At 41.2% G+C, this 21637-nt stretch carries 20 protein-coding genes; 4 read left to right on the forward strand and 16 right to left on the reverse strand.

The features are described from left to right. Positions 1 to 25: 25 nt before the first annotated feature. Positions 26 to 3034: a T9SS sorting signal type C domain-containing protein gene (locus tag IA57_RS02015; RefSeq protein ID WP_036118575.1), complete on the forward strand. Its 3009-nt coding sequence runs from the start codon at positions 26 to 28 to the stop codon at positions 3032 to 3034. Positions 3035 to 3045: 11 nt separating this feature from the next. On the opposite strand, the gene IA57_RS02020 is transcribed toward IA57_RS02015, so the two are convergent. Next, positions 3046 to 3369 carry a hypothetical protein gene (locus tag IA57_RS02020; RefSeq protein ID WP_036118746.1) on the reverse strand — a complete coding sequence of 108 codons (324 nt, stop codon included), beginning with the start codon at positions 3367 to 3369 and terminating at the stop codon, positions 3046 to 3048. Between the two features lie 47 nt (positions 3370 to 3416). Here IA57_RS02020 and IA57_RS12620 point away from each other — a divergent pair, with 47 nt between their 5' ends. The 3 genes from IA57_RS12620 to IA57_RS02030 all read left to right on the forward strand — a co-directional run bounded on the left by IA57_RS12620 (position 3417) and on the right by IA57_RS02030 (position 6332). Continuing rightward, a complete protein-coding gene (locus tag IA57_RS12620; protein ID WP_160171680.1) occupies positions 3417 to 3584 on the forward strand; it encodes a DUF5522 domain-containing protein in 168 nt (55 codons plus the stop codon). A 204-nt stretch (positions 3585 to 3788) separates the two neighbouring features. Next, entirely contained in the window at positions 3789 to 5777 is a 1989-nt protein-coding gene (locus tag IA57_RS02025) for a urocanate hydratase (RefSeq protein ID WP_036118748.1), read from the forward strand. A 24-nt stretch (positions 5778 to 5801) separates the two neighbouring features. Then, a complete protein-coding gene (locus tag IA57_RS02030; RefSeq protein ID WP_036118580.1) occupies positions 5802 to 6332 on the forward strand; it encodes a DUF4136 domain-containing protein in 531 nt (176 codons plus the stop codon). 62 nt (positions 6333 to 6394) lie between these two features. Here IA57_RS02030 and IA57_RS02035 read toward each other — a convergent pair whose 3' ends face one another. The 15 genes from IA57_RS02035 to paaD form a co-directional block, all read right to left on the reverse strand. Continuing rightward, complete coding sequence (locus IA57_RS02035; protein ID WP_036118582.1) at positions 6395 to 6748, reverse strand: hypothetical protein; 354 nt, start codon at positions 6746 to 6748, stop codon at positions 6395 to 6397. 91 nt (positions 6749 to 6839) lie between these two features. Then, entirely contained in the window at positions 6840 to 8915 is a 2076-nt protein-coding gene (locus IA57_RS02040) for an alpha-ketoacid dehydrogenase subunit alpha/beta (protein WP_188358237.1), read from the reverse strand. Positions 8916 to 8996: 81 nt separating this feature from the next. After that, the gene (locus tag IA57_RS02045; protein WP_036118588.1) at positions 8997 to 10052 is read right to left on the reverse strand and encodes a branched-chain amino acid aminotransferase; all 1056 of its coding nucleotides are present in this window, start codon (positions 10050 to 10052) and stop codon (positions 8997 to 8999) included. Positions 10053 to 10143: 91 nt separating this feature from the next. Next, positions 10144 to 11490 carry a dihydrolipoamide acetyltransferase family protein gene (locus tag IA57_RS02050; protein ID WP_051880943.1) on the reverse strand — a complete coding sequence of 449 codons (1347 nt, stop codon included), beginning with the start codon at positions 11488 to 11490 and terminating at the stop codon, positions 10144 to 10146. 193 nt (positions 11491 to 11683) lie between these two features. After that, a complete protein-coding gene (locus IA57_RS02055; RefSeq protein WP_036118591.1) occupies positions 11684 to 12283 on the reverse strand; it encodes an acyltransferase in 600 nt (199 codons plus the stop codon). 126 nt (positions 12284 to 12409) lie between these two features. Beyond that, positions 12410 to 13162 (reverse strand): enoyl-CoA hydratase/isomerase family protein, encoded by a 753-nt coding sequence (locus tag IA57_RS02060; RefSeq protein WP_036118594.1) that lies wholly within the window; start codon positions 13160 to 13162, stop codon positions 12410 to 12412. An 89-nt stretch (positions 13163 to 13251) separates the two neighbouring features. Further along, a complete protein-coding gene (gene paaZ, locus IA57_RS02065) occupies positions 13252 to 15789 on the reverse strand; it encodes a phenylacetic acid degradation bifunctional protein PaaZ (RefSeq protein ID WP_036118753.1) in 2538 nt (845 codons plus the stop codon). Positions 15790 to 15819: 30 nt separating this feature from the next. Then, positions 15820 to 16035 carry a GIY-YIG nuclease family protein gene (locus tag IA57_RS02070; RefSeq protein WP_229730275.1) on the reverse strand — a complete coding sequence of 72 codons (216 nt, stop codon included), beginning with the start codon at positions 16033 to 16035 and terminating at the stop codon, positions 15820 to 15822. 132 nt (positions 16036 to 16167) lie between these two features. Next, positions 16168 to 17379, reverse strand: a complete 1212-nt coding sequence (gene pcaF, locus IA57_RS02075; protein ID WP_036118597.1) for a 3-oxoadipyl-CoA thiolase — start codon at positions 17377 to 17379, stop codon at positions 16168 to 16170. Between the two features lie 89 nt (positions 17380 to 17468). Further along, the gene (locus IA57_RS02080; protein ID WP_036118600.1) at positions 17469 to 17879 is read right to left on the reverse strand and encodes a hotdog fold thioesterase; all 411 of its coding nucleotides are present in this window, start codon (positions 17877 to 17879) and stop codon (positions 17469 to 17471) included. Then, on the reverse strand, positions 17876 to 18295 hold the full coding sequence (locus tag IA57_RS02085; protein WP_036118603.1) for a hypothetical protein: 420 nt from the start codon (positions 18293 to 18295) through the stop codon (positions 17876 to 17878). The genes IA57_RS02080 and IA57_RS02085 overlap by 4 nt, the downstream gene beginning before the upstream one ends. 18 nt (positions 18296 to 18313) lie before the next feature. Then, positions 18314 to 19489, reverse strand: a complete 1176-nt coding sequence (locus tag IA57_RS02090; protein WP_036118755.1) for a 3-hydroxyacyl-CoA dehydrogenase NAD-binding domain-containing protein — start codon at positions 19487 to 19489, stop codon at positions 18314 to 18316. Between the two features lie 93 nt (positions 19490 to 19582). Continuing rightward, entirely contained in the window at positions 19583 to 19942 is a 360-nt protein-coding gene (locus tag IA57_RS02095; RefSeq protein ID WP_036118606.1) for a four helix bundle protein, read from the reverse strand. Between the two features lie 56 nt (positions 19943 to 19998). Then, positions 19999 to 20784 carry an enoyl-CoA hydratase-related protein gene (locus IA57_RS02100; protein WP_036118608.1) on the reverse strand — a complete coding sequence of 262 codons (786 nt, stop codon included), beginning with the start codon at positions 20782 to 20784 and terminating at the stop codon, positions 19999 to 20001. 196 nt (positions 20785 to 20980) lie between these two features. Further along, positions 20981 to 21481 (reverse strand): 1,2-phenylacetyl-CoA epoxidase subunit PaaD, encoded by a 501-nt coding sequence (gene paaD / locus IA57_RS02105; protein ID WP_036118611.1) that lies wholly within the window; start codon positions 21479 to 21481, stop codon positions 20981 to 20983. Between the last annotated feature and the right edge of the window lie 156 nt (positions 21482 to 21637).

A 21637-nucleotide genomic window follows, 5' to 3' on the forward strand; every position in this document is an offset into this window, starting at 1 on the left:
TTTTGGATTTGGGTCAAATTTACTCATGTTACCTCCTACTAATGATGATGCTTGTGGTGCAGTGACTTTAAATGCTTCCAATGGGTTCTGTTCATCAGGCACAACACAAGATGCTACAAACTCTGCTTATCCAACAAATTCTTGCACTTTACCAGGCGATGATGATGATGTTTGGTTTAAATTTGTAACACCTGGAAGCACTTTTGATTATTCATCTTTTACTATAGAACTCACAAACATTACGGGTACAGACATTGATTTATCTTATGCGGTTTTTAGGACATCATCTGGTAGTTGCACTAGCTTTAGTAGAATTGATTGCTTTGAAACCAACCGAAGCACACTTACCGAACTCTATGGTGGTTACACATACTATATACAAGTTTACACGACAGGTACTGGAGTAGCAAACTATGCCAACTTTGACTTGTGCGTCAATATTTTCACAGACCCTTGTGGCATCACAAATATCCCTGAATTAGTTTGTGGAACACTCGAAAGTTTCCATGACTATAACAACTCTACCAGTGACAACGGTTTTTTAAACAATAGCCAAAACCCTTGTCAGGGTAGTAGCCATTCCTCTTTCGAAGGACGAGAGATGTTATATAGCTTTACACCTGATACTACGGGAGATTATGATATTTGGTTGCAAACATACACTGGAGAGCATATTGGTTTTATGTATAAAGAAGCTAGTTTAGGGTGCAATGACAGTAACTGGAATTGTATAGGTCATTATTTTGGCGGAAACCAAACAGGAACCATTACCTTAACGGGTGGAGTCACTTATTATTTTTTAGTCGATTTAGAAAACAACAATACAAACTATTCAAAAGCTAAATTTGCTATCAACTGCCCAGTTTCCTGTGACGATAGTTTTTTCGATCCTGGAGGTCCCAATGCAAATTACGGTCTAGGTAATAACAAAACAACTACTATTTGTGCTGATAGCCCAGGAAGCCCTGTAACTGTTACCTTTAACGCTTTTGATATTACTGATGACAACCTAGCTGTTTACGATGGCTCTAGCACTTCAGCCACACTCATAGGAACCTATACAGGAACCACCATTCCTGGTCCGTTTACTTCTACAGATCCGTCAGGGTGCCTCACATTTGTATTTACAAGCGGTTGGTCCAACACAGGCAGTGGCTGGGAAGCCGAAGTTACCTGCTGTATTGTTTGGGAGGGTTCGGCTAATACCGATTGGAACACCGCAACAAACTGGTCTTCAGGAACAATACCTACCATTGACGACTGTATTGTTATTCCCGATGCCACCACAACGCCCAACGACCCCATACTAGATTATACCGACCCGAACGACCGAGGGGCAGGTTTAAACCTTACGGTTCAAAATAATGCTTATTTAGAACTAAACCACGACACCGAACTGACCATTAAAGAATGGGTAGATGTTCAAGGCAATGCTGTATTCAACATAAAGAACAATGCCAGTCTAATTCAAATAGACGAAACTAACCTAAACGCAGGTAGCATTCATGTACAAAGGGCACCAAACGCCAATTTCTCTGGGGTAAGCGGCTTAGAGTATGTATATTGGAGCAGCCCCGTTAGCGGTTTTGATATTACAAACGTTTCCCCAGGCACCAATACGGGTCTCATTTTTGAGTGGGATCCTACCGTAGCTGGTTTTGGCACAGGCAACCACGGCTATTGGTATAATGCCTCTGGTGCCATGGTTGAAGGACAAGGATATATTATTAGAGGCCTCTCTGGTACACCTAACAGTATTGCAAACACTTTATCGTGGAACCCTAGCATTCCGGTTACAGCCAATACAGCCCTGTTCTCGGGAGCACCACACAATGGCACACTAACAGTAGATGTATTCCACGGTGGTTACGATGTTGCCGGAGATCCTGGGTATCAAGGCAACAGTTCGCTTGGCACGTTGGCCTACAACGACGACGATAACTGGAATTTAATTGGTAACCCCTACCCGTCTGCTATTTCTGCAGATGCCTTTGCGGCCTACAACACCAACATTTCCGGCACAGTCTACCTATGGCAGCACGCCGCGTTACCAAACCAAACCACAGATCCATTTTATGAAGATTATACGTACAACTACGATTCGAGTAATTATGTGGAGTACAACAGTTCGGGTTCTGTTCCCCCTGGTATTGACGATTTACATATCGCCTCTGGCCAAGGATTCTTTGTTACAGTAAACCATAGTGCTCCTTTAAGCTCTAGCGTTACGTTTACCAACAGCATGAGACAATACTCTTCGGCCTATAACAACAATACCTTTTTTAGAGTGAGCGATGACAATGCGATCCGTGCAACAGCAACAGAAAGCACCAATATGTCACAGCCTATCGAGCGCCATAGGGTTTGGCTTAACCTAAGCAATTCTAACAATATGGCCAACACCTTGTTAATTGGCTATATAGAAGGTGCTACCAATGAATTTGACAGACTGTACGACGGTATTGAAGTAAAATCGACAGACCTTAGTTTTTACTCCATAAACAACGACTTTAAGTGCTCCATACAAGGGAGAGCACTCCCTTTTAATACTGACGATGCCATCCCGCTGGGCATGTATTTACCACAAAACGATACTTACAGCATAGCCATTAACACGCTAGACGGTCTCTTTACTGATAGTACACAAAACATTTATTTAGAAGACACCTATTTAAACATTGTTCACAACCTTAAGGAAAGTCCATACAATTTTACCGCAGATATGGGTGCCCTTAACGACAGGTTTATTTTGCGTTACAATGCTTTTGGCGCCTTACACACCAATGATGTTATGGCCGTTGAAAATGTAACCATCATAGCACCAAACAACCAGTTTATTAAAGTTAACTCAGGAACACAGCCCATAAAAACAGTTACAGTTTACGATTTATTAGGGCGACCACTTATAAGCAAAGACCAAATTTCCTCTCACAGCATCACCATTAACCATTCCTTTTCAGATGGCACCTATATTGTGATTGCCGTATTAGAAAGCGGGCTTAAAAAAACAAAAAAAGTGGTATTAAAACATTAGCAATTCGTATTTCACAGATACCTAAGCACCCTCCAAAACGGCCTTGTTCTTAAATAATCAAGGTCGTTTTCATGGGTGTAAGCTTCACGCTCAAACGAAATATGCCTATAAGCAAGCCGCCTATTTTTATGTTTTATAAGACGGTATAAAAACTCAACACCATACCACAAATAAAAAAACACCACTAAAAACTCCAGTTGTTGCCTTAAATGAATGCGTTCGTGGTTTACCAAAACGGTATCTGCCTTAAAACCCTTATGCCGTAGCACAACAAAAGGAAACAAAGCAATTCCCACATAGCCCTTAGGCACCAAATATTTCGAAAACACAATCACCATAATCTCTATAACAAATTCCCCCCAATTTACATTATCTTTGCAACATGATAAAAAAGCGTATTCCAATAGAAGATGGCGATTACTACCTAACTCCAGAAGGGTACCGTTGTTTTACCGAGCAATACCACCTAAAACGCGGGTACTGCTGCGAAAGTGGGTGCAGACATTGCCCCTACGGATACGACAAAAAAACCAACACTAAACAACAATAATTTTGGATGTGCTGTTCATGACATACCGCATTAAAGTTGCAAATACCCACCATCGGGTAGACATAAGGTATCCCTAGTTATTTTTTTGGGCGTGCCCCAATACGCGTATTGGGTCGGGCTGTACGCTGTACACGGTACACGCTTCCATCCCTCACGCAAAACAAAAGAAAACAAAACACACCTAATTCCTTAAAATTAAAAAAAATGACATTTCAAGACCATATTCTTCAAGGCATTCCAAACGAATTACCAGCGCCAAAACCTTACGACACAGCAATAAACCACGCACCAAAACGTAAAGAGATTTTATCTGAAGAAGAAAAAAACCTCGCCCTAAAAAATGCCTTACGCTATTTCGAGCCCAAACACCACAAAACACTACTTCCAGAATTTAAAGAAGAATTAGCGACCTACGGACGTATTTACATGTACCGCCTTCGCCCAGATTACAAAATGTATGCGCGCCCTATAAATGAATATCCTGCACAGTCTAAACAAGCCGCAGCCATTATGCTCATGATTCAAAATAACTTAGACTATGCCGTAGCACAGCACCCACACGAACTTATTACTTACGGTGGTAATGGTGCTGTATTTTCCAATTGGGCACAATACCTTTTAACCATGAAGTATCTGGCCGAAATGACAGACGAGCAAACCTTGGTTATGTATTCTGGCCACCCAATGGGCTTGTTCCCATCGCATAAAGATGCGCCAAGAGTTGTGGTAACCAATGGTATGATGATCCCCAACTACTCGCAACCCGATGATTGGGAAAAATTCAACGCCCTTGGCGTTACCCAATACGGGCAAATGACCGCAGGAAGCTATATGTATATTGGCCCCCAAGGTATTGTGCACGGGACTACCATTACCGTTTTAAACGGATTTAGAAAAATAAGCAAACAGCCCCAAGGCCATATTTTTGTTACCTCTGGTCTGGGCGGTATGTCTGGAGCGCAACCTAAAGCAGGAAATATTGCTGGCTGCATAACCGTATGTGCCGAAGTAAATCCAAAAATCACTCAAATACGTTTGGACCAAGGATGGATTGATGAAAAAATCACCGATCTAGACCAACTTGTAGAACGTGTAAAAACTGCGCAAGCAAACAAAGAAACCATTTCAATAGCCTACTTGGGCAACATTGTAGACGTTTGGGAAAAGTTCGATACGGCCAACATTCATATCGATTTAGGTAGCGACCAAACCTCGCTTCATAACCCATGGGCCGGCGGCTACTACCCTGCTGGGTTATCGTTCGAAGCAGCCAACACCATGATGGCCGAAAACCCAGAATTATTTAAAGAAAACGTTCAGGAGAGTTTACGTCGCCATGCGGCAGCCATTAACAAACACACTGCAAAAGGCACGTATTTCTTCGACTATGGAAATGCCTTCTTGCTCGAAGCTTCTCGTGCCGGTGCCGATGTTATGGCCGAAAACCCAACCATTGGCCGCGAGTTTAAATACCCCAGCTACGTACAAGACATTATGGGGCCTATGTGTTTTGATTATGGCTTTGGTCCTTTCCGTTGGGTATGTACCTCTGGAAAACCCGAAGACCTTAAAAAAACCGATGATATTGCTTGCCAAGTACTAGAGGACATTATGAAAAATTCCCCAAAGGAAATCCAACAACAAATGGCCGATAACATTCAGTGGATAAAAGGTGCCCAAGAAAACAAACTGGTTGTCGGATCACAAGCGCGAATTTTATATGCCGATGCCGAAGGCCGTATGAAAATTGCAAAAGCATTTAACGATGCAATAAAAAGAGGCGAAATAGGTTATGTTGTTTTAGGCCGTGACCACCACGATGTATCTGGTACCGACTCGCCTTACAGAGAAACCAGCAACATTTACGACGGCTCGCGCTTTACCGCAGATATGGCCATTCATAACGTAATAGGCGATAGTTTTAGAGGCGCCACTTGGGTAAGCATCCACAATGGTGGTGGTGTAGGCTGGGGCGAAGTTATTAATGGAGGCTTCGGCATGGTTCTTGATGGTAGTAACGATGCAGAAAGACGCTTAAAATCAATGCTTTTCTGGGATGTTAACAACGGCATTTCACGTCGTAGTTGGGCCAGAAACGAAGGCGCTATTTTTGCTATTAAACGTGCTATGGAAAGCGAACCCAATTTAAAGGTTACCCTTCCTAACATGGTTGATGATAATTTATTATCTTAATACATAACTTAAAAGTAAATAGCTATGAAAAAAGTATGTACCTTACTGCCAATGGCTGTTTTGTTTCTTGTGTTATCGTCCTGTAGTTCTGTTAGGGTTGTTTCAGACTATGATAGAACCGCCGATTTTAACGCCTACAAATCCTTTGCCTTTTACAAGCCTGGCATAGACGAAGCTGAAATTAGCGATTTGGATAAACGCAGAATTTTACGTGCCATAGAGGCCGAACTGTTGGCCAAAGGCTTTAGCAAATCGGAAAACCCCGATATATTGGTGAGTATTTTTACCAAATCCCGCGAAAAAGTTAATGTGTACAACAATGGCTGGGGGCCTTATGGCTACGGCTGGGGCTGGAGCCCTTGGTACTGGAACAATTACAGCACCGTATCGACTTCTACCGAAGGGGTATTGTATATCGATTTAATCGATGCTAAAAAGAAAGAACTTGTATGGCAAGGCCAAGGCACTGGTTACCTCACACAAAACAGGGAGAAAAAAATTGAACGAATACATGAATTTGTAAAAGAAGTTCTAGAAGAATACCCGCCTAAGTAAAATTTACAGCAAAAAAAAGCGCCTTTAATAAAGGCGCTTTTTTATACTTTTAATCTAAAAAACTACTTGCTTAAAGCAGACATTTTAAATCTCTTATATTGGTCTTCATTTAAAATAGACTTCAATTTAGAATCCTTGTATTCTTTAATCGCATCCAATCTAACCTCACGGTGTTTTTCGGTTTCAAACTTAGCATTGTCAACTTCTTGAGTATTTTTGGCAACCTCGGTAAAAATTTCGAATGCCAAATCGGTTTGTTTGCTGTCTAAAGAAACAACTTCGTTTAGTTCATTTACCTGATGTTTTGCATACTTCTCTACATCGTTAATATTGGCTTTTTTTTCTTGAGCCACCATAGTTGATGTGCTTAAAAAAAGAAGCGCAACAAAACTTAAAAATGATACATATTTTTTCATAATAGAATTTAGTTAATGTTTAAAAAAATGTTCGCTAAATATACAAATAATCGTGATAAAACAACGATTTGTTAATTTCATTTTTTGAATCTTAATAATTTAACAGTTTTTCAATCTTGGCCATGACTTTTTCTGTTGATGGAATCATGGTTTGTTCCAGTGTGGTGTTTAATGGAATTGCAGGCATGTTTTCACTACCAATAGTCATAACCGGCGCATCAAGATATTGAAAACATTCTTCTTGAATTTTCCCTGCTAATGCCCTTGCAAAACTGTTGTTGCTAGGCTCTTCGGTAACCACTAGGCATTTTCCTGTTTTCTTAACCGATTTCATAATAGTATCCTCATCCAACGGATAAAGCGTTCTTAAATCGATAACTTCTATTTGGTCTTTCATACCTAGTTTCTCCGAGGCATTCATGGCCCAATGCACGCCCATACCATAAGATACAACGGTACAAGTTTCAACATTTTCCTGTTTCCAGATTTCTTGCAGTACCCACGCTTGTCCAAAAGGCAATACGTAATCTTCTGCAGGTTCTACAGACGTTGCGCCTTGTGTTCCAGGAACTTTAGACCAATACAAGCCCTTGTGCTCAAAAATAACCACGGGATTGGGGTCGTAATAAGCGGCTTTCATTAGGCCTTTTAAATCGGCGCCATTGCTTGGATAGGCTATTTTAACGCCGCGAATGTTTGTAACCACACTCTCTACCGATGACGAATGGTACGGCCCACCACTACCATAAGCTCCAATTGGCACACGTAAAATCATACTTACAGGCCACTTTCCGTTGGATAAGTAACAACTTCTACTTACCTCGGTAAACAACTGGTTAAGTCCTGGCCAAATATAATCGGCAAATTGTACTTCTACAATTGGTTTTAAGCCCACGGCACTCATCCCTACGGTACTTCCTATAATAAAGGCTTCTTGTATGGGCGTGTTAAACACACGGTTATCCCCAAATTTCTGTGCTAAAGTTGCTGCTTCACGAAATACCCCACCTAAACGGCCACCAACATCTTGTCCGTACAATAAACATTCAGGGTATTTTTTCATCAACTCTTCTACGGCAAACAAAGCACAGTCAACCATCACCACTTTATCGTTTCCTTTTGGCGAACGCTCACCTTTTTCCTCGGTAATAGGTGTTGGTGCGAAGTCGTGTGTAAACAAATCTTCTGGAGTTGGATCTTCAGCTTTTAAGGCTTTTTGATACGCCTTTTCGACTTCGGCTTTGATCTCAGTTTCGATTTTAACGAGTTCATTTTCCGTAAACCCATTATCTAACATTTGTTGTTTTAAAACCGGGTATGGGTCACGCGATTTGGCTTCTTCCAAATCGTCTCGGTACCATTCCATACGAACCCCAGAGGTGTGGTGGTTTAACAACGGTACTTTAGCATGTACCAAAAATGGGCGGCGTTCGTCGCGAATGGTTTTTATAACTTTTTCGAGGGCTTCATAACTTTCTATGAAGTTAGCACCATCAATAGAAATGGCTTCTAGCCCGTGAAAACCTTGTGCGTATTCAGCTGCATTCTGTGCTCTAGTTTCGGCTTCGTTGGCCGAAATATCCCAGCCGTTGTCCTGTACCAAATACAAAATAGGCATTTGCTTTAAGGCCGCCATTTGAAAGGCTTCGGCTATTTCACCTTCGGTAACCGAAGCATCGCCTAAACTACAAACGGTAATTGGATTTAATTTAGACTCTTCGCTATCGCTCTGAATGACATTAGGATTGGTTAAATCTTGCTTTTCCAGATATTGCATACCCATGGCCACACCAGTGGCCGGAATGGCTTGCATGCCCGTAGCTGATGATTGGTGTGGGATCTTTGGTTTATCGGCATCCTTTAAACTGGGGTGCGAATAATAGGTACGCCCCCCAGAAAACGGGTCGTCTTTTTTAGCTAACACCTGAAGCATTAAATCGTAAGGGCGCATTCCAAACGCCAATAACATGGCATCGTCTCGGTAGTACGGAAACGCGTAATCCTGTGGCAATAACTGCATGCCCAAAGCCGTTTGTATGGCTTCGTGACCTCGCGAAGTGGCGTGTACATATTTGGAAACCACCTTAAAGTTTTCCTCGTACAATTCTGCCATGGTTTTTGCCGTTACCAAATTGGTGAATCCTTGTTTTAATATGTCTTTTTTCATAACTATTTCCCACGAAAGTGGGAATCTTTTTTGTTATACTATCCCTTTCTATTTTAAGATTCCTGCCTACGCAGGAATGAATTACTCTACACTTAGCATCCAGTTAAATTTATCTTCAACCTGTCCAGTTTTTATGGCATTTAGCGTGTTGTTTACCTCTAAACCAACCGGACTTTCATCAGACACGTGAATGTCGCCTTGGTCAGTTCCTATGCTTTGTATGTAGGCAATACCCACGGCTGTACCGGTGCCAAAAGCTTCTTCGAGTGTTCCTTTTTCTGAGGCCTCCCTAATTTCGCTTAAAGTAATTGGGCGCTCGATAACCTCAAAACCTTTGTCTTTTAAAACATCCATCACGCTCATTCTGGTAATGCCATCGAGAATGGCCCCATCGCGACGTGGCGTTATAAACTTGCCATCGATCTTGAAAAAGATGTTCATGGTGCCTACTTCTTGTATGTATTCGTGTTCTGCAGCATCTAACCACAAGACTTGATCGTAGCCTTTTTGTTTTGCCAATTCGGTAGGGCGAATGGCTGCAGCATAGTTTCCTGCGGCCTTGGCCTCTCCGGTACCACCATCTACAGCGCGTACAAATTTCTTTTCGGCCCAAAGGTTAATGCGCTTACTAAAAAACGGTCCTGCTGGCGAGGCTATGATAATAAACTTATAGCTTGTTGCGGCACGCATACCAATAAACGCTTCGTCGGCGTACATAAACGGACGCAGGTATAAGGCGCTTCCGTCTTGCGGCGGAATCCAGGCTTTATCTAAAGCGACAAGCTGTTTTAAACCTGCTACAAACAATGCTTCTGGCACATGGGGCATACCCATTCTGTCGGCACTAAAGTTTAAACGCGTTGCATTTTTATCGGCACGAAATAGCATAGGGGTACCATTGGCATTTACCGTGGCTTTCATTCCTTCAAAAATGGCCTGTCCATAATGCAAGGCCATGGCCGCAGGGTGCGTTGGTATGGCCTTTAAGGGCTCTATTCTTGGGTTTTGCCATTGACCATTATTGTAATCGCATATAAACATATGGTCTGTAAAGGTGGTTCCTAGCGGTATATTATTGAAGTCTAAAGCTTCGACTTTAGATTTTTCTGTTTTTTTGATTGATATGTTGTAAGGCATATTATGATATTTTATTTTGTTATTGCGAGGACGAAGGACGTGGCAATCTCTTTAAAACAGATTCCCACGCTGCGCTCAGGATGACAGTTAACTATATTTTTCTATTGGTATCAAATTGTTCTAAATAATCGGCAACGCGGCGTACAAAGCTGCCTCCTAAATACCCATCGACCACACGATGATCGAAAGACAAGGATAGGTACATCATGCTTCGGATAGCGATTTCGTCGCCTTTTTCGGTTTCAATGACTTCAGCACGCTTTTTAATAATTCCTAATGCTAAAATGGCTACTTCGGGCTGGTTGATAATTGGGGTTCCCATAACACTACCAAACGTTCCTACGTTAGAAATCGTAAATGTACTCCCTTTAATATCGTCGCCACTCAACTTATTATCTCTTGCTTTTCCAGCCAATTCGTTTACGTTTTCGGCTAGCGTTTTTAGGTCCTTGGTATCGGCGTTTTTAACAACAGGCACAATAAGATTTCCGCTGGGCAAAGCGGTTGCCATGCCAATGTTAATGTTGTCTTTTACAATAATGTTATTGCCATCGACCGAGGCATTGATGTTTGGGAAATCTTTAACCGCTTTGGCTACAGCTTCGACAAACAATGGTGTGAAGGTTAGTTTTTCGCCATATTTTTCCTGAAAAGCGACCTTATTGTTGTTTCGCCAGTTTACCATATTGGTTAAGTCAGCTTCTACATAAGCAGTAACGTGCGGTGATGTATGCTTGGAGTACACCATATGATCGGCTATCATTTGGCGCATGCGGTCCATTTCTACAATCTTTCCTTTTCCTTTATCAAACGTTAATTGTGGAATACGATAAGCCGTTGGGTCTTGCGCTACAGGTTGTGCAAATTGGTATGGGCGGCCATCTTCGATATAATTGAATACATCGCTTTTTCTTAATCGTCCTTCGTTTCCGGTTGCTGGAATTCTAGCGAGTTCTTCAAAACTGATGTGATGTTGTTTTGCTATGGAAATGATTAATGGCGAGAAGAACCGATCTTCATTAGAAACCGTAAAAGAGGACGAAACCAAATGGGAAGCCTCTGTTTTATTTGTAATGGCAGTGCGTTTCTTTTTAACCTGTTTTTTTGCTTTTTGAGATGCTTCGCTATCGCTCTGAATGACATCAGATTTTTTTGAAGATTTTACTTCTTCAGAAACTTCTAAAACAGCAATTACTTGGCCTACGGGCACGACATCTTTGGCTTGAAACATGGTTTTTACCAGTGTTCCCGATGCTGGTGCCGGCACTTCGTTATCGACCTTATCGGTTGCGACCTCCAACAAAATATCGCCTTCATCAAAAGAATCGCCTTCGGCAACCAACCAATTGATAATGGTGCCTTCTGTGATGCTCTCGCCCATTTTGGGCATTTTTAATTCGTAACTTCCTGCGAAAGCAGGAATCTCTTTATCTTTCATTCCGAATTCTTTTATAATCTATATTCCAATTCATACTCAAATCCATCTTGGATTGTATTCATATTTAGATTCCGCATCGCATTTTGACAAGCTCAATGGCACAATACGAAATAACAAACTTATTCTGTCATTGCGAGGACGTAGGACGTGGCAATCTTTTTATAAGATTCCTTCACTTCGTTCGGAATGACGTTTATTTTTTATTAAATGTTTCCCTCAATGTTTTATAAACATCTTCCTGCATCTTCCTATCCTTTGGAACTTCCCGTAAGGGCTCTACAGCTTTTAGACTATTGTGACAATCTGTTGGCAGTTGCTGATACAATTGCGTCCCTTTGGTTTTCCAAGCAATCATCTCGTCGCTTACTTGCTTGATGACTTTTGCGGGATTTCCAACCACCAAACTGCGTGGTGGAATTTTGGTTTCGGCTTTTACAAAAGCCATGGCACCTACAATACTTTCATCGCCTATTTCGGCATCGTCCATAATAACCGTATTCATTCCAATCAAGCAATTACGTCCTAAATTGGCACCGTGAATAATGGCGCCGTGCCCCACATGAGCGCTTTCCTTTAGTGTAATCGACTTGCCCGGAAACATGTGTACCGTACAGTTTTCCTGCACATTTACACCATCCTCTAAAATAATTTGCCCCCAATCGCCACGAATAGCAGCCCCTGGCCCTACATAACAGTTCTTGCCAATAATGACATTTCCAGTAACCGCAGCCAACGGATGTACAAAACTGCTTTCATGAACAACGGGTATAAAGCCTTGGAATGCGTATATCATAGTTGGTAGAAATTAGTGGGTAGCGGGTAGTGTTTCATTTTATTTAACTTTACTTGTCATTGCGAGAAACGTAGTGACGTGGCAATCTCTTTTAAGATGCTTCGCTTGGTTCTGGTTCTGACAATTTTATTTATATGTTTTTAATTTCTCTTTAGTAAACTCACTCAACACCAAACGGCCGCTTGTTCGTGCGCGTTCTGCTAAAAGCTCATCCCAATGATCTGTGCCTGTCCAGAATATTTTTTTCATTTCTGCCATGGCTTCTGGGTTATAGGTACATAAATGTTCTGCAGTAGCTTTTACGGCTTCGTCCAACGCTTCTGTGCCTTCAAAAACTTGTGTAAATAAGCCTTTTTGTTTGGCCCATTCAGCTGAATAAAATGTATTGGCATCAATAGCTATTTGCGACATGGCGCTCAATCCCATTTTACGCTCAATGGCTGGCCCAACAACAAATGGTCCAATACCAATGTTTAACTCACTTAACTTAATGGCCGCGAATTTTGTCGCCATACAATAATCGGTTGAAGCCGCAAGGCCAACGCCTCCGCCCACAGTTTTACCTTGAATGCGGCCAATAATAAACTTTGGGCATTTGCGCATGGCATTAATCACATTGGCAAAACCAGAAAAGAAGACTTTTCCTGTTGCAGCATTGTTAATGTTTATCAATTCTTTAAAGCTGGCGCCTGCACAAAAGGTTCTATCACCACCACTTTTTAGCACGATGACTTTTATCGCATCATTGGTTCCAGCGTCGGTAATGGTTTGGGCTAATTCTGCCAAAACATCTCCTGGCAAGGAATTGTGTGCTGGGTGAAAAAACTCGATGTAGCCAACTTCATTTTCTATGGTTTGTTTTACGTAAGGTTGTGTCATGCTTCTTATATTTTTGTCATTGCGAGAAACGTAGTGACGTGGCAATCTCCTGTTTAGATGCTTCACTTCTCTTTGAATGACATTTTAATTTATATTAATCCAAATTGTTCAAAATGGTGATTAAGGTGCTTGCGTTCTAATAAATACGACTCGTAACGGTTTAACTCTCCAAATACCAAATTCTTTAATTTGGCATCGGGGTTTTCTTTAAAAAACTCGATGTACTTTTCGCGCTGTGCTTTAAATTTCGCAATAGCCGTTTCTAAATCGGGGTGTTGTAAGGCGTCTAATTTATCTTTTTCTAACTGCGGAAATTGAGCATTTTGTGGAAACTTATCGTAGTTGTACAGACTTGCACGCACCTTATCTAAAATCTTTTCAGGTGTAGCGATTTCAAAATCTTGAATCTCCCCTGATGTTATTTTGTAGGTATATTCCAAATGCTCAACCATGTGCTGTGGTGTCATGATTCCCCATTTAGGCTTGGTCTCTGCTGTTAATTTCGATAAACATGCCTCAATTTTTTCATCGGTCATTTCAACAAAGGTCTCTTGTTTCTTTTCTACCATGGTTAAAATGGTGGCTACCGCTACTAACGGACTGTCCTTATCTGTTTTTTGACTTTCCGGTCGGTTTTCAAAATTGGCATCAAACACCTCAACGTGCCATTTTACAATACCACTTGGATGCTCGGTTGATGCAACATCACGATCTACTTTTTCCTTACAGGTTAATCGCACATAAATGGTATCGTTATGATATAATGGTCGTAAAAAACGAATGCTATCTAAACCATAATTTGCTGCTACAGGGCCTTTATTTGGATACACGAATAATCCTGCTGCGGCCGAAATAATGAAATAGCCGTGGGCTGTGCGTTTTTCAAAAATACTACCGTCCAAAGATGTAATATCGGTGTGGGCATAAAAATGATCCCAAGTTAGATTGGCAAAATTCTGAATATCAGAATCGGTAAGTGTTCGTTTATGTGTTTTTAAAGACATGCCAGGCTGTATGTCTTCCCAATGGTATTTAAACGGGTGCTCTTCAGCTTCCTTATACTGGGCGTTCTGCTGATAAATGCCTGTAATTTCGGTTAGTGTCGTTGGCGTCCCTTGTATGGCAGTACGTTGTAAATAGTGTTTAATGCCACGCATGCCCCCCATTTCTTCGCCGCCACCTGCACGTCCTGGGCCACCATGAACCAACGTTGGTAATGGCGAGCCATGACCGGTACTTTCTTTGGCCATTTCGCGGTTGATAACCAAAATACGTCCGTGGTGGCTAGCAGCATTTACCACATAGTCCTTGGCAATGGCATCGTTATAAGTTGCTATTGAAGACACTAAAGATCCTTTACCCATTTGCGCTAGGGTAATCGCTTCGTCTAAATTTTTATACGGCATAATGGTGCTCACAGGACCAAAAGCTTCGGTTTCATGAACCGCCAGATTTTTAAGCGGCTGGTCTTCGCGCAGTAACATTGGGCTTAAGAAAGCCCCTTTTTGGGCATCGGCGCCTATGGTTTCAACACGGTCTAAATCGCCATAAACCACTTGGGCTGTTTTGGTAAGTTCCTGCACACGTTCCTTAACTTCGGTGACTTGGTCTTTACTTACCAAGGCGCCCATTCGTACTTCTTTAAGGCGCGGATCGCCTATGGTAACTTTACCTAGGGCTTTCCCTAAAGCAATTTGCACATCCTCTACTAGGTTCTGCGGTACGATTATTCGGCGTATAGCCGTACATTTCTGACCACATTTTACGGTCATTTCATTTCTAACTTCCTTGATAAACAGGTCGAATTCTGGTGTTCCCGGCACAGCATCTTCTCCTAAAATGGAGGCATTTAAAGAATCGGCTTCCATATTAAACGGTACGGCTTCTTCAATAATGCGTTTATGCGATTTTAACAACCTTCCTGTGGTTGCCGAACCTGTAAACGTCACAACGTCTTGCGATTCTACCGTGTCTAGAATGGTTCTGGCAGAACCTGTAATTAACTGTAGGGCGCCTTCTGGCAAAATACCAGATGCTATAATTTCGCGTACGACCGCTTCGGTTAAAAACGAAGTATTTGTTGCCGGTTTTACTACTGCTGGCACACCAGCCATCCAGTTGACCGCACATTTTTCCAACATGCCCCAAACAGGAAAGTTAAACGCATTGATATGAATGGCAACACCGCGTTTTGGCACCATAATATGATGGGCCATAAACCGTCCGCCACGAGACAAATCTACCGGTTCGCCTTCTACGTGATAGGGTTGGTTAGGGAACAGCTTTCGCAAAGAGGCGTTGGCAAACAAGTTTCCAAAGCCACCTTCTATATCTATCCAGCTATCAATTTTTGTTGCCCCTGTTCTGTAGCTTAATTCGTAAAAATCGGCTTTCTTTTTAACTAGGTGAAGGGCCAATTTTTTCAGCATATTACCACGTTCCTGAAAGGTCATTTTACGCAGTTTTTCACCGCCTTTGGTTCTTCCGTAGTGGAGAATGTCTGCAAAATTTAATCCTTCGGTGTCTGATAAAGCCACGACTTCTCCGGTAATGGCATCGAACATGGGAATGCCCTCGCCTTTACCTTCTAGCCATTGCCCTGTAACATAGTTTTGTAATTTCTTCATAATCATTGCCTGCAAAAAGCAGGTATTTTATTAATTATTTGCTCTAAATGTTCTATTATCCAAATTCCAATTTAAACTTAAATCAGACCAACTTGGATTCATATCTTCGATTAATTGAATCTTCCAATCTCCTTTCCACTTTTTAAACTTTCGTTCTCTTACTGTGGCTTCCTCTCCTGCTTCAATTTCCTCAAAATAAACAAGCTTATCACAATTATATCTAGCTGTAAAAGCCTTTGGATGCAACTTGTTTTTTATGTTCTTTTACTCGTTCTTCATTAGTATCTGCTACGCCAATATAAATTACACTATTGGTTTAATTAGCCATTATATATACTACCAGAGTTCCTTCATCTTTATTAAAAGATTCCGCCCTGCCTACGCAGGAACTCGTTCAATCACAGCCGCATAGCCTTGTCCAACACCAACACACATGGTAACTAGAGCATAGCGCTTATTTTGCTCTTGTAGCTCCAAGGCTGCCGAATAGGCAATTCTTGCTCCGGTAACGCCCAGTGGGTGACCTATGGCAATAGACCCGCCGTTAGGGTTTAGCCTTGGGTCGTTGTCTGCCAAGCCCCAAGCACGTGTGCATGCTAAAGCCTGTGCAGCAAAGGCTTCGTTTAATTCAATAACATCCATATCGTCCATGGTTAAACCGGCTTTTGCCAAGGCTTTATTAGAAGCTTCTACAGGACCAATGCCCATAACTCTTGGCTCTACCCCTACCACTGCTGAACTAACAATTCTAGCCAACGGCTTTAAGTTGTATTTTTTTACAGCTTCTTCTGAAGCAATAATGGTTGCGGCAGCACCATCGTTTAATCCTGATGAATTGCCTGCCGTTACGCTACCACCTTCTTTTTTGAAAGCGGGACGCAGTTTAGCCAAAATATCCTGGGTAGTTGTTGGTTTTACAAATTCGTCTTTTGAAAAAACAATAGGATCTTTTTTACGCTGTGGAATTTCAACAGAAACGATTTCTTTGTCCAAACGCCCATTTTCTTGTGCTTTTGTGGCTTTCATTTGGCTCCAATAGGCGAATGCATCTTGGTCTTCGCGAGAAATGTTATATTTTTCCGCCAAGTTCTCGGCGGTATTTCCCATACCATCTGTGCCATACATGGCGTGCATTTTAGGGTTGACAAAACGCCAGCCAAAAGTGGAATCGTAAAGTTTTGAATCGCCACCAAAAGCCGAAGACGGTTTTGCCATGACGTATGGCCCTCTGGTCATGTTCTCGACACCTCCAGAAATAAAGAGGTCGCCATCGCCTGCTTTAATAGCGCGATTGGCATGAATAATGGCCGACAACCCCGAGCTACATAAACGATTTACCGTTTCGCCCGGAACCGTAAACGGCAATCCCGCCAGTAACGAACACATACGCGCCACGTTACGGTTGTCTTCCCCTGCCTGATTGGCACAGCCCATAATAACATCGTCGTATGCTTCTTTTGGGATGTTTGGGTTTCGTTTTACAATTTCTGAAATGACCAAGGCGCCTAAATCATCTGTACGTACGGCAGATAACGTGCCTTTGTAGTTTCCTATTGGTGTTCTTATACCGTCAATTATATATGCTTCCATTTTATTATTTGAGATTATGGATTTACGATTCTTGATTTTTGAAGTTTTCACTGATACTTCTTAAATCTTCAATCGATATTCTCCAATCGTTAATCATTTGTCCAATTTTTTTGTGTGCGATAAACCACGCCTTTAAACAGTGCTACCAGTTCGTTGCCTCGTTTAACTTCTATGATGTTAAATCCCAGTTTGTTTTTCACGTTTTCGATTACCGATTCGGCAACCAAATAATCGCCTTCTTCCAAAGCTTCAATGTGATTGATGCTGGTTTCTATGGATACGGCAAACTTGCCGTGCGTGTTTGCAGCAAACCCAAAAGCTGTATCGGCCAAAGCATAGCTAATGCCGCCATGGGCTTTTCCCATGCTGTTGAGCATGTCCTTACGAACCGTCATTGCTACGCGGCAGCGCCCAATTTCGCATTCTAAAATCTCGATGCCCAACCACGTACTAAACGGGTCGAGCGATAACATTTTATGTGGTATTTGTTCGCCTTTCAAAATCTATTGTTTTTTTCTGCTAATTTATGTCCTAACCAGGCCATTGGAATGTACGCCAGAGCCAAATCTAAAATTATAAACCACGTTGGTGCTGGAATCATGAATGCTGCTGCAATGCCTCCCAATAAAAAGAAACCTCCAATTATCATTGCTATAGTAAACGTTCTAGTTGCTGCAATTTTCACCGCTATTAAAGCACCTACCAAGGTTCCTATGGCATGTGCCAAAAATGGCATAATGTAATGTTTTGCCTCTAACAAATCTGCTGCGGCTTTTATGCCTTCGGTAGTAGACAAATCGGCACCTTCTGGAGGCGGAATAATGGAACCGCTAATGGTGATAATTCCCATATTAACCATTCCACCAATAACTATTCCTACTATAACGGCTAGAATATTTCTTAATGTTGCCTTCATAATTTCAATTTTAGTTGGTTAGTAAAATCTTGAATTATTCTTTTTCATTTTTCGCAACAAGGGGCTACAACGGTACCTGTCTTCGTGATATTCGTTGTATAGGTTATCCAAGGTATCCACACACCAATCAATTCCTTTTTCGTCTGCCCAGGCCAACAAACCTTTAGGATAATTAACGCCTTTGGTCATGGCATTATCAATATCTTCGGCTGATGCAATGTTCAAGAACAAGGCGTCTGCGGCTTCGTTAATAAGCATTACTAAAACGCGATCGAAAATGGTTTGAGCTAATGCTTGATGAGATCCTGAATCAAGTTCAGGATGACAAGTATTTATGATTTTTCCGTTTTGATCGTAATTATAGTAACCTTTTCCAGATTTTCTTCCTAAATAGCCTGCTTCGCTTAAGCGTTTTTGGGTGAAACTCGGTTTGTATCTAGGATCGAAATAAAAGGCCGTAAACACGGTTTCGGTTACGGTGTAATTCACGTCGTTTCCAATAAAATCCATGAGTTCGAATGGCCCCATTCTAAACCCTCCCAGTGTTTTTAATGCCTTATCGATGGTGGCAAAATCGGCTATACCTTCTTCGTAAATCCGTAAGGACTCGCCATAAAATGGTCGTGCCACGCGATTTACGATAAATCCAGGCGTGTCTTTAGCTACGGCAACGGTTTTTTTCCAGTTCGTAATCGTTTCAACTGATTGATCCAACACCGCTTTTGAGGTTTGCACCGCCGGAATGACCTCGACCAATTTCATTAATGGCGCAGGATTAAAAAAGTGAATGCCAACACAACGTTCTGGTTTTTGCAAAGATGATGCGATGGACGCGATAGATAAACTAGAGGTGTTCGATGCAATAATGCAATCGTCTGAAACATAGCTTTCCAATTCTGAAAAGACGGTCTTTTTAATGTCTAGATTTTCAATAATGGCCTCAATGGTCAGGTTGGAATCTGACAAATCCTTTAAGTTGGTAACGTACGTAATGCTATTTTGAATTCTCGCTTTTTCAGCGTTATCAATACGTCCCTTCTCCACTAAACGACTCATTATTTTTTCTAAACTCGCTTTGGCTTTATCCAAAGCGGCTTGATTGGTGTCGTATAATTTTACCGTACTACCGGCAGTAGCAGCTACTTGCGCAATGCCGCTTCCCATGGTTCCACTTCCTATTATTCCAACAATCATTTTTGATTGCTGATTGTCGATTTTCGAATTTTGATTTTCTATTCCTATGTTCATAATTTTTTTGATTTTACTTCTAAAATCGTCAATCGTTAATCATTTTAGCTTAATTGATGCTGTTTTAATACTCGAAACAAATATTGAAATCAACTCATCATTTTCTTTCATTAATTTTTCAAGATTTTGTGCGTCTGAAAGTGTTTTAGCGCCTTTTTGAATTCTAAGATTAATGTAAGATTCTCTTAATTCTTTCAGACAAATTTTCATTTTATGCAAAAAATCTCTTGTAGATTCACCACTTCTTGCCTCACCATAATTTAATGCAGAAGATGTAGCTGAACGAATTAATTGCTTCGTCAAGTGCTCGGAAGCAAAGGATTTATCAATAGATTTACACAAAAGAATAACATCTATTGCAAATTGAATAAGCCTATCTTCTAACTGATTTGGTCTCATTATATAGCTATCCGTTTAAAATCTTAATTCTAACATCAAAAATCTCCAATCGTTCATTATTTTCCTTTAAAAGTTGGTTTACGTTTTTCTACAAAAGCTGAAACGCCTTCTTCGTAATCTTTAGTTTGAGCTGCTTCGATTTGTAATTTTGATTCTAATGCTAATTGCTCTTCTAAATTATTGGTTAAAGATTGATTAAACGCTTCCTTAATTTTCCCTAAAGCTAATGTTGGCATATTAGCGAGTTTTAAGGCTAGTTTATTTACTTCTTCTTCAAAATTTTCTAATGGAAAAACGTTGTAAATCATGCCCATTTTTTCAGCTTCATCGGCAGAGACTTTATCGCCTAGCATGGCCAGAGCTGATGCTTTTTGAAAGCCGATTAACCGTGGCAAGAAAAAGGTTCCAGCACTATCAGGAATCAACCCAATGAGGCTAAACGCTTGAATAAAGCTTACTTTTTCGTGGGCCACAACCACATCGCACGCCAAAGCAATGTTTGCTCCGGCACCTGCCGCTACACCATTAATCGCACCAACAATAGGTTTTTTAATGTTTCTTATTCTGGTAATAATGGGGTTGTAGTGTTCCTCTAGAATTTTTTTGAATCCAGGGTTTAATTCGGGACTCGTTACTTCTTTTAAGTCTTGGCCTGCACAAAAGGCTTTTCCGTTGCCGGTTAAAACCAGTGCCCTAACTTCGGGATTGGTTTCGCACTCGTCAAAAACTTGTTGTAGGCGTAATGCCATTTCCCGGTTGAAGCTATTAAAAACTTCTGGCCTATTGAGCGTAATGTACGCTATGTTGTTTTCAATTTTTAATAGAATTGAATTGCTGCTCATACCTATATTTTATTTTTTTAATCCCGAATCAACACTTCGACAAACTCAATGTGCCAGTTCAAGATGATAAATCTTTCCGATTGTCATTGCGAGGACGAAGAACGTGGCAATCTGTTTTTTGAGATTCCTTCACTTCGTTCGGAATGACAACTCGTTTCTTTTTCTGAAATTCTTCGCTTACGCTCTGAATAACCTGCTATTTCAAACACTTAAAATAATCGAAGGGTTCTTGGCAATCGTTGCACTGAAACTGTGCTTTACAGGCCGTTGAACCAAACTGACTAATCATTCTTGTGTTTTTGCTTCCGCATTGCGGGCACTTTACCAATTGCTTACCATGAAGCAACACATCCTTATCGGCTTCGGCTTCTAGTGGTGCTGCTATGCCGTATTTTTCCAAAGCTTTTCGGCCGCGCTCTGTAATCCAATCGGTTGTCCAAGCTGGGTGCAGAATGAGTTCAACATCTGACTCATATCCTGCTGTTTTTAGCGCTGCTTTAATATCGTCTCCAATCACATCCATTGCTGGGCAACCGCTATAGGTTGGTGTGATTTTAACCTGAACCACACCATTTTCAACAACTGCCGAACGTACAACGCCCATATCCATAATGGACAATACCGGGATTTCAGGATCTGAAATAGACTCTAAAATTTTTACCAGTTTTGGGTCGATATGTTGTTCTGTTGTTGTCAAAATTAAATCTTAAAACACCCCTAAAATCCCCTCAAGGGGACAATTAGAATTATAATATTGAAACTTTCTTTTTCGATTTCATCTTCGTCTTCAGTTTCGATTTCGATTTTAGATTCCTGCTTTACTCATTGATCCTTATTTCATTTAATTGAATTC

The sequence above is a fragment of the Mangrovimonas yunxiaonensis genome (assembly GCF_000733475.1).
Taxonomy (GTDB): Bacteria; Bacteroidota; Bacteroidia; order Flavobacteriales; family Flavobacteriaceae; genus Mangrovimonas; species Mangrovimonas yunxiaonensis.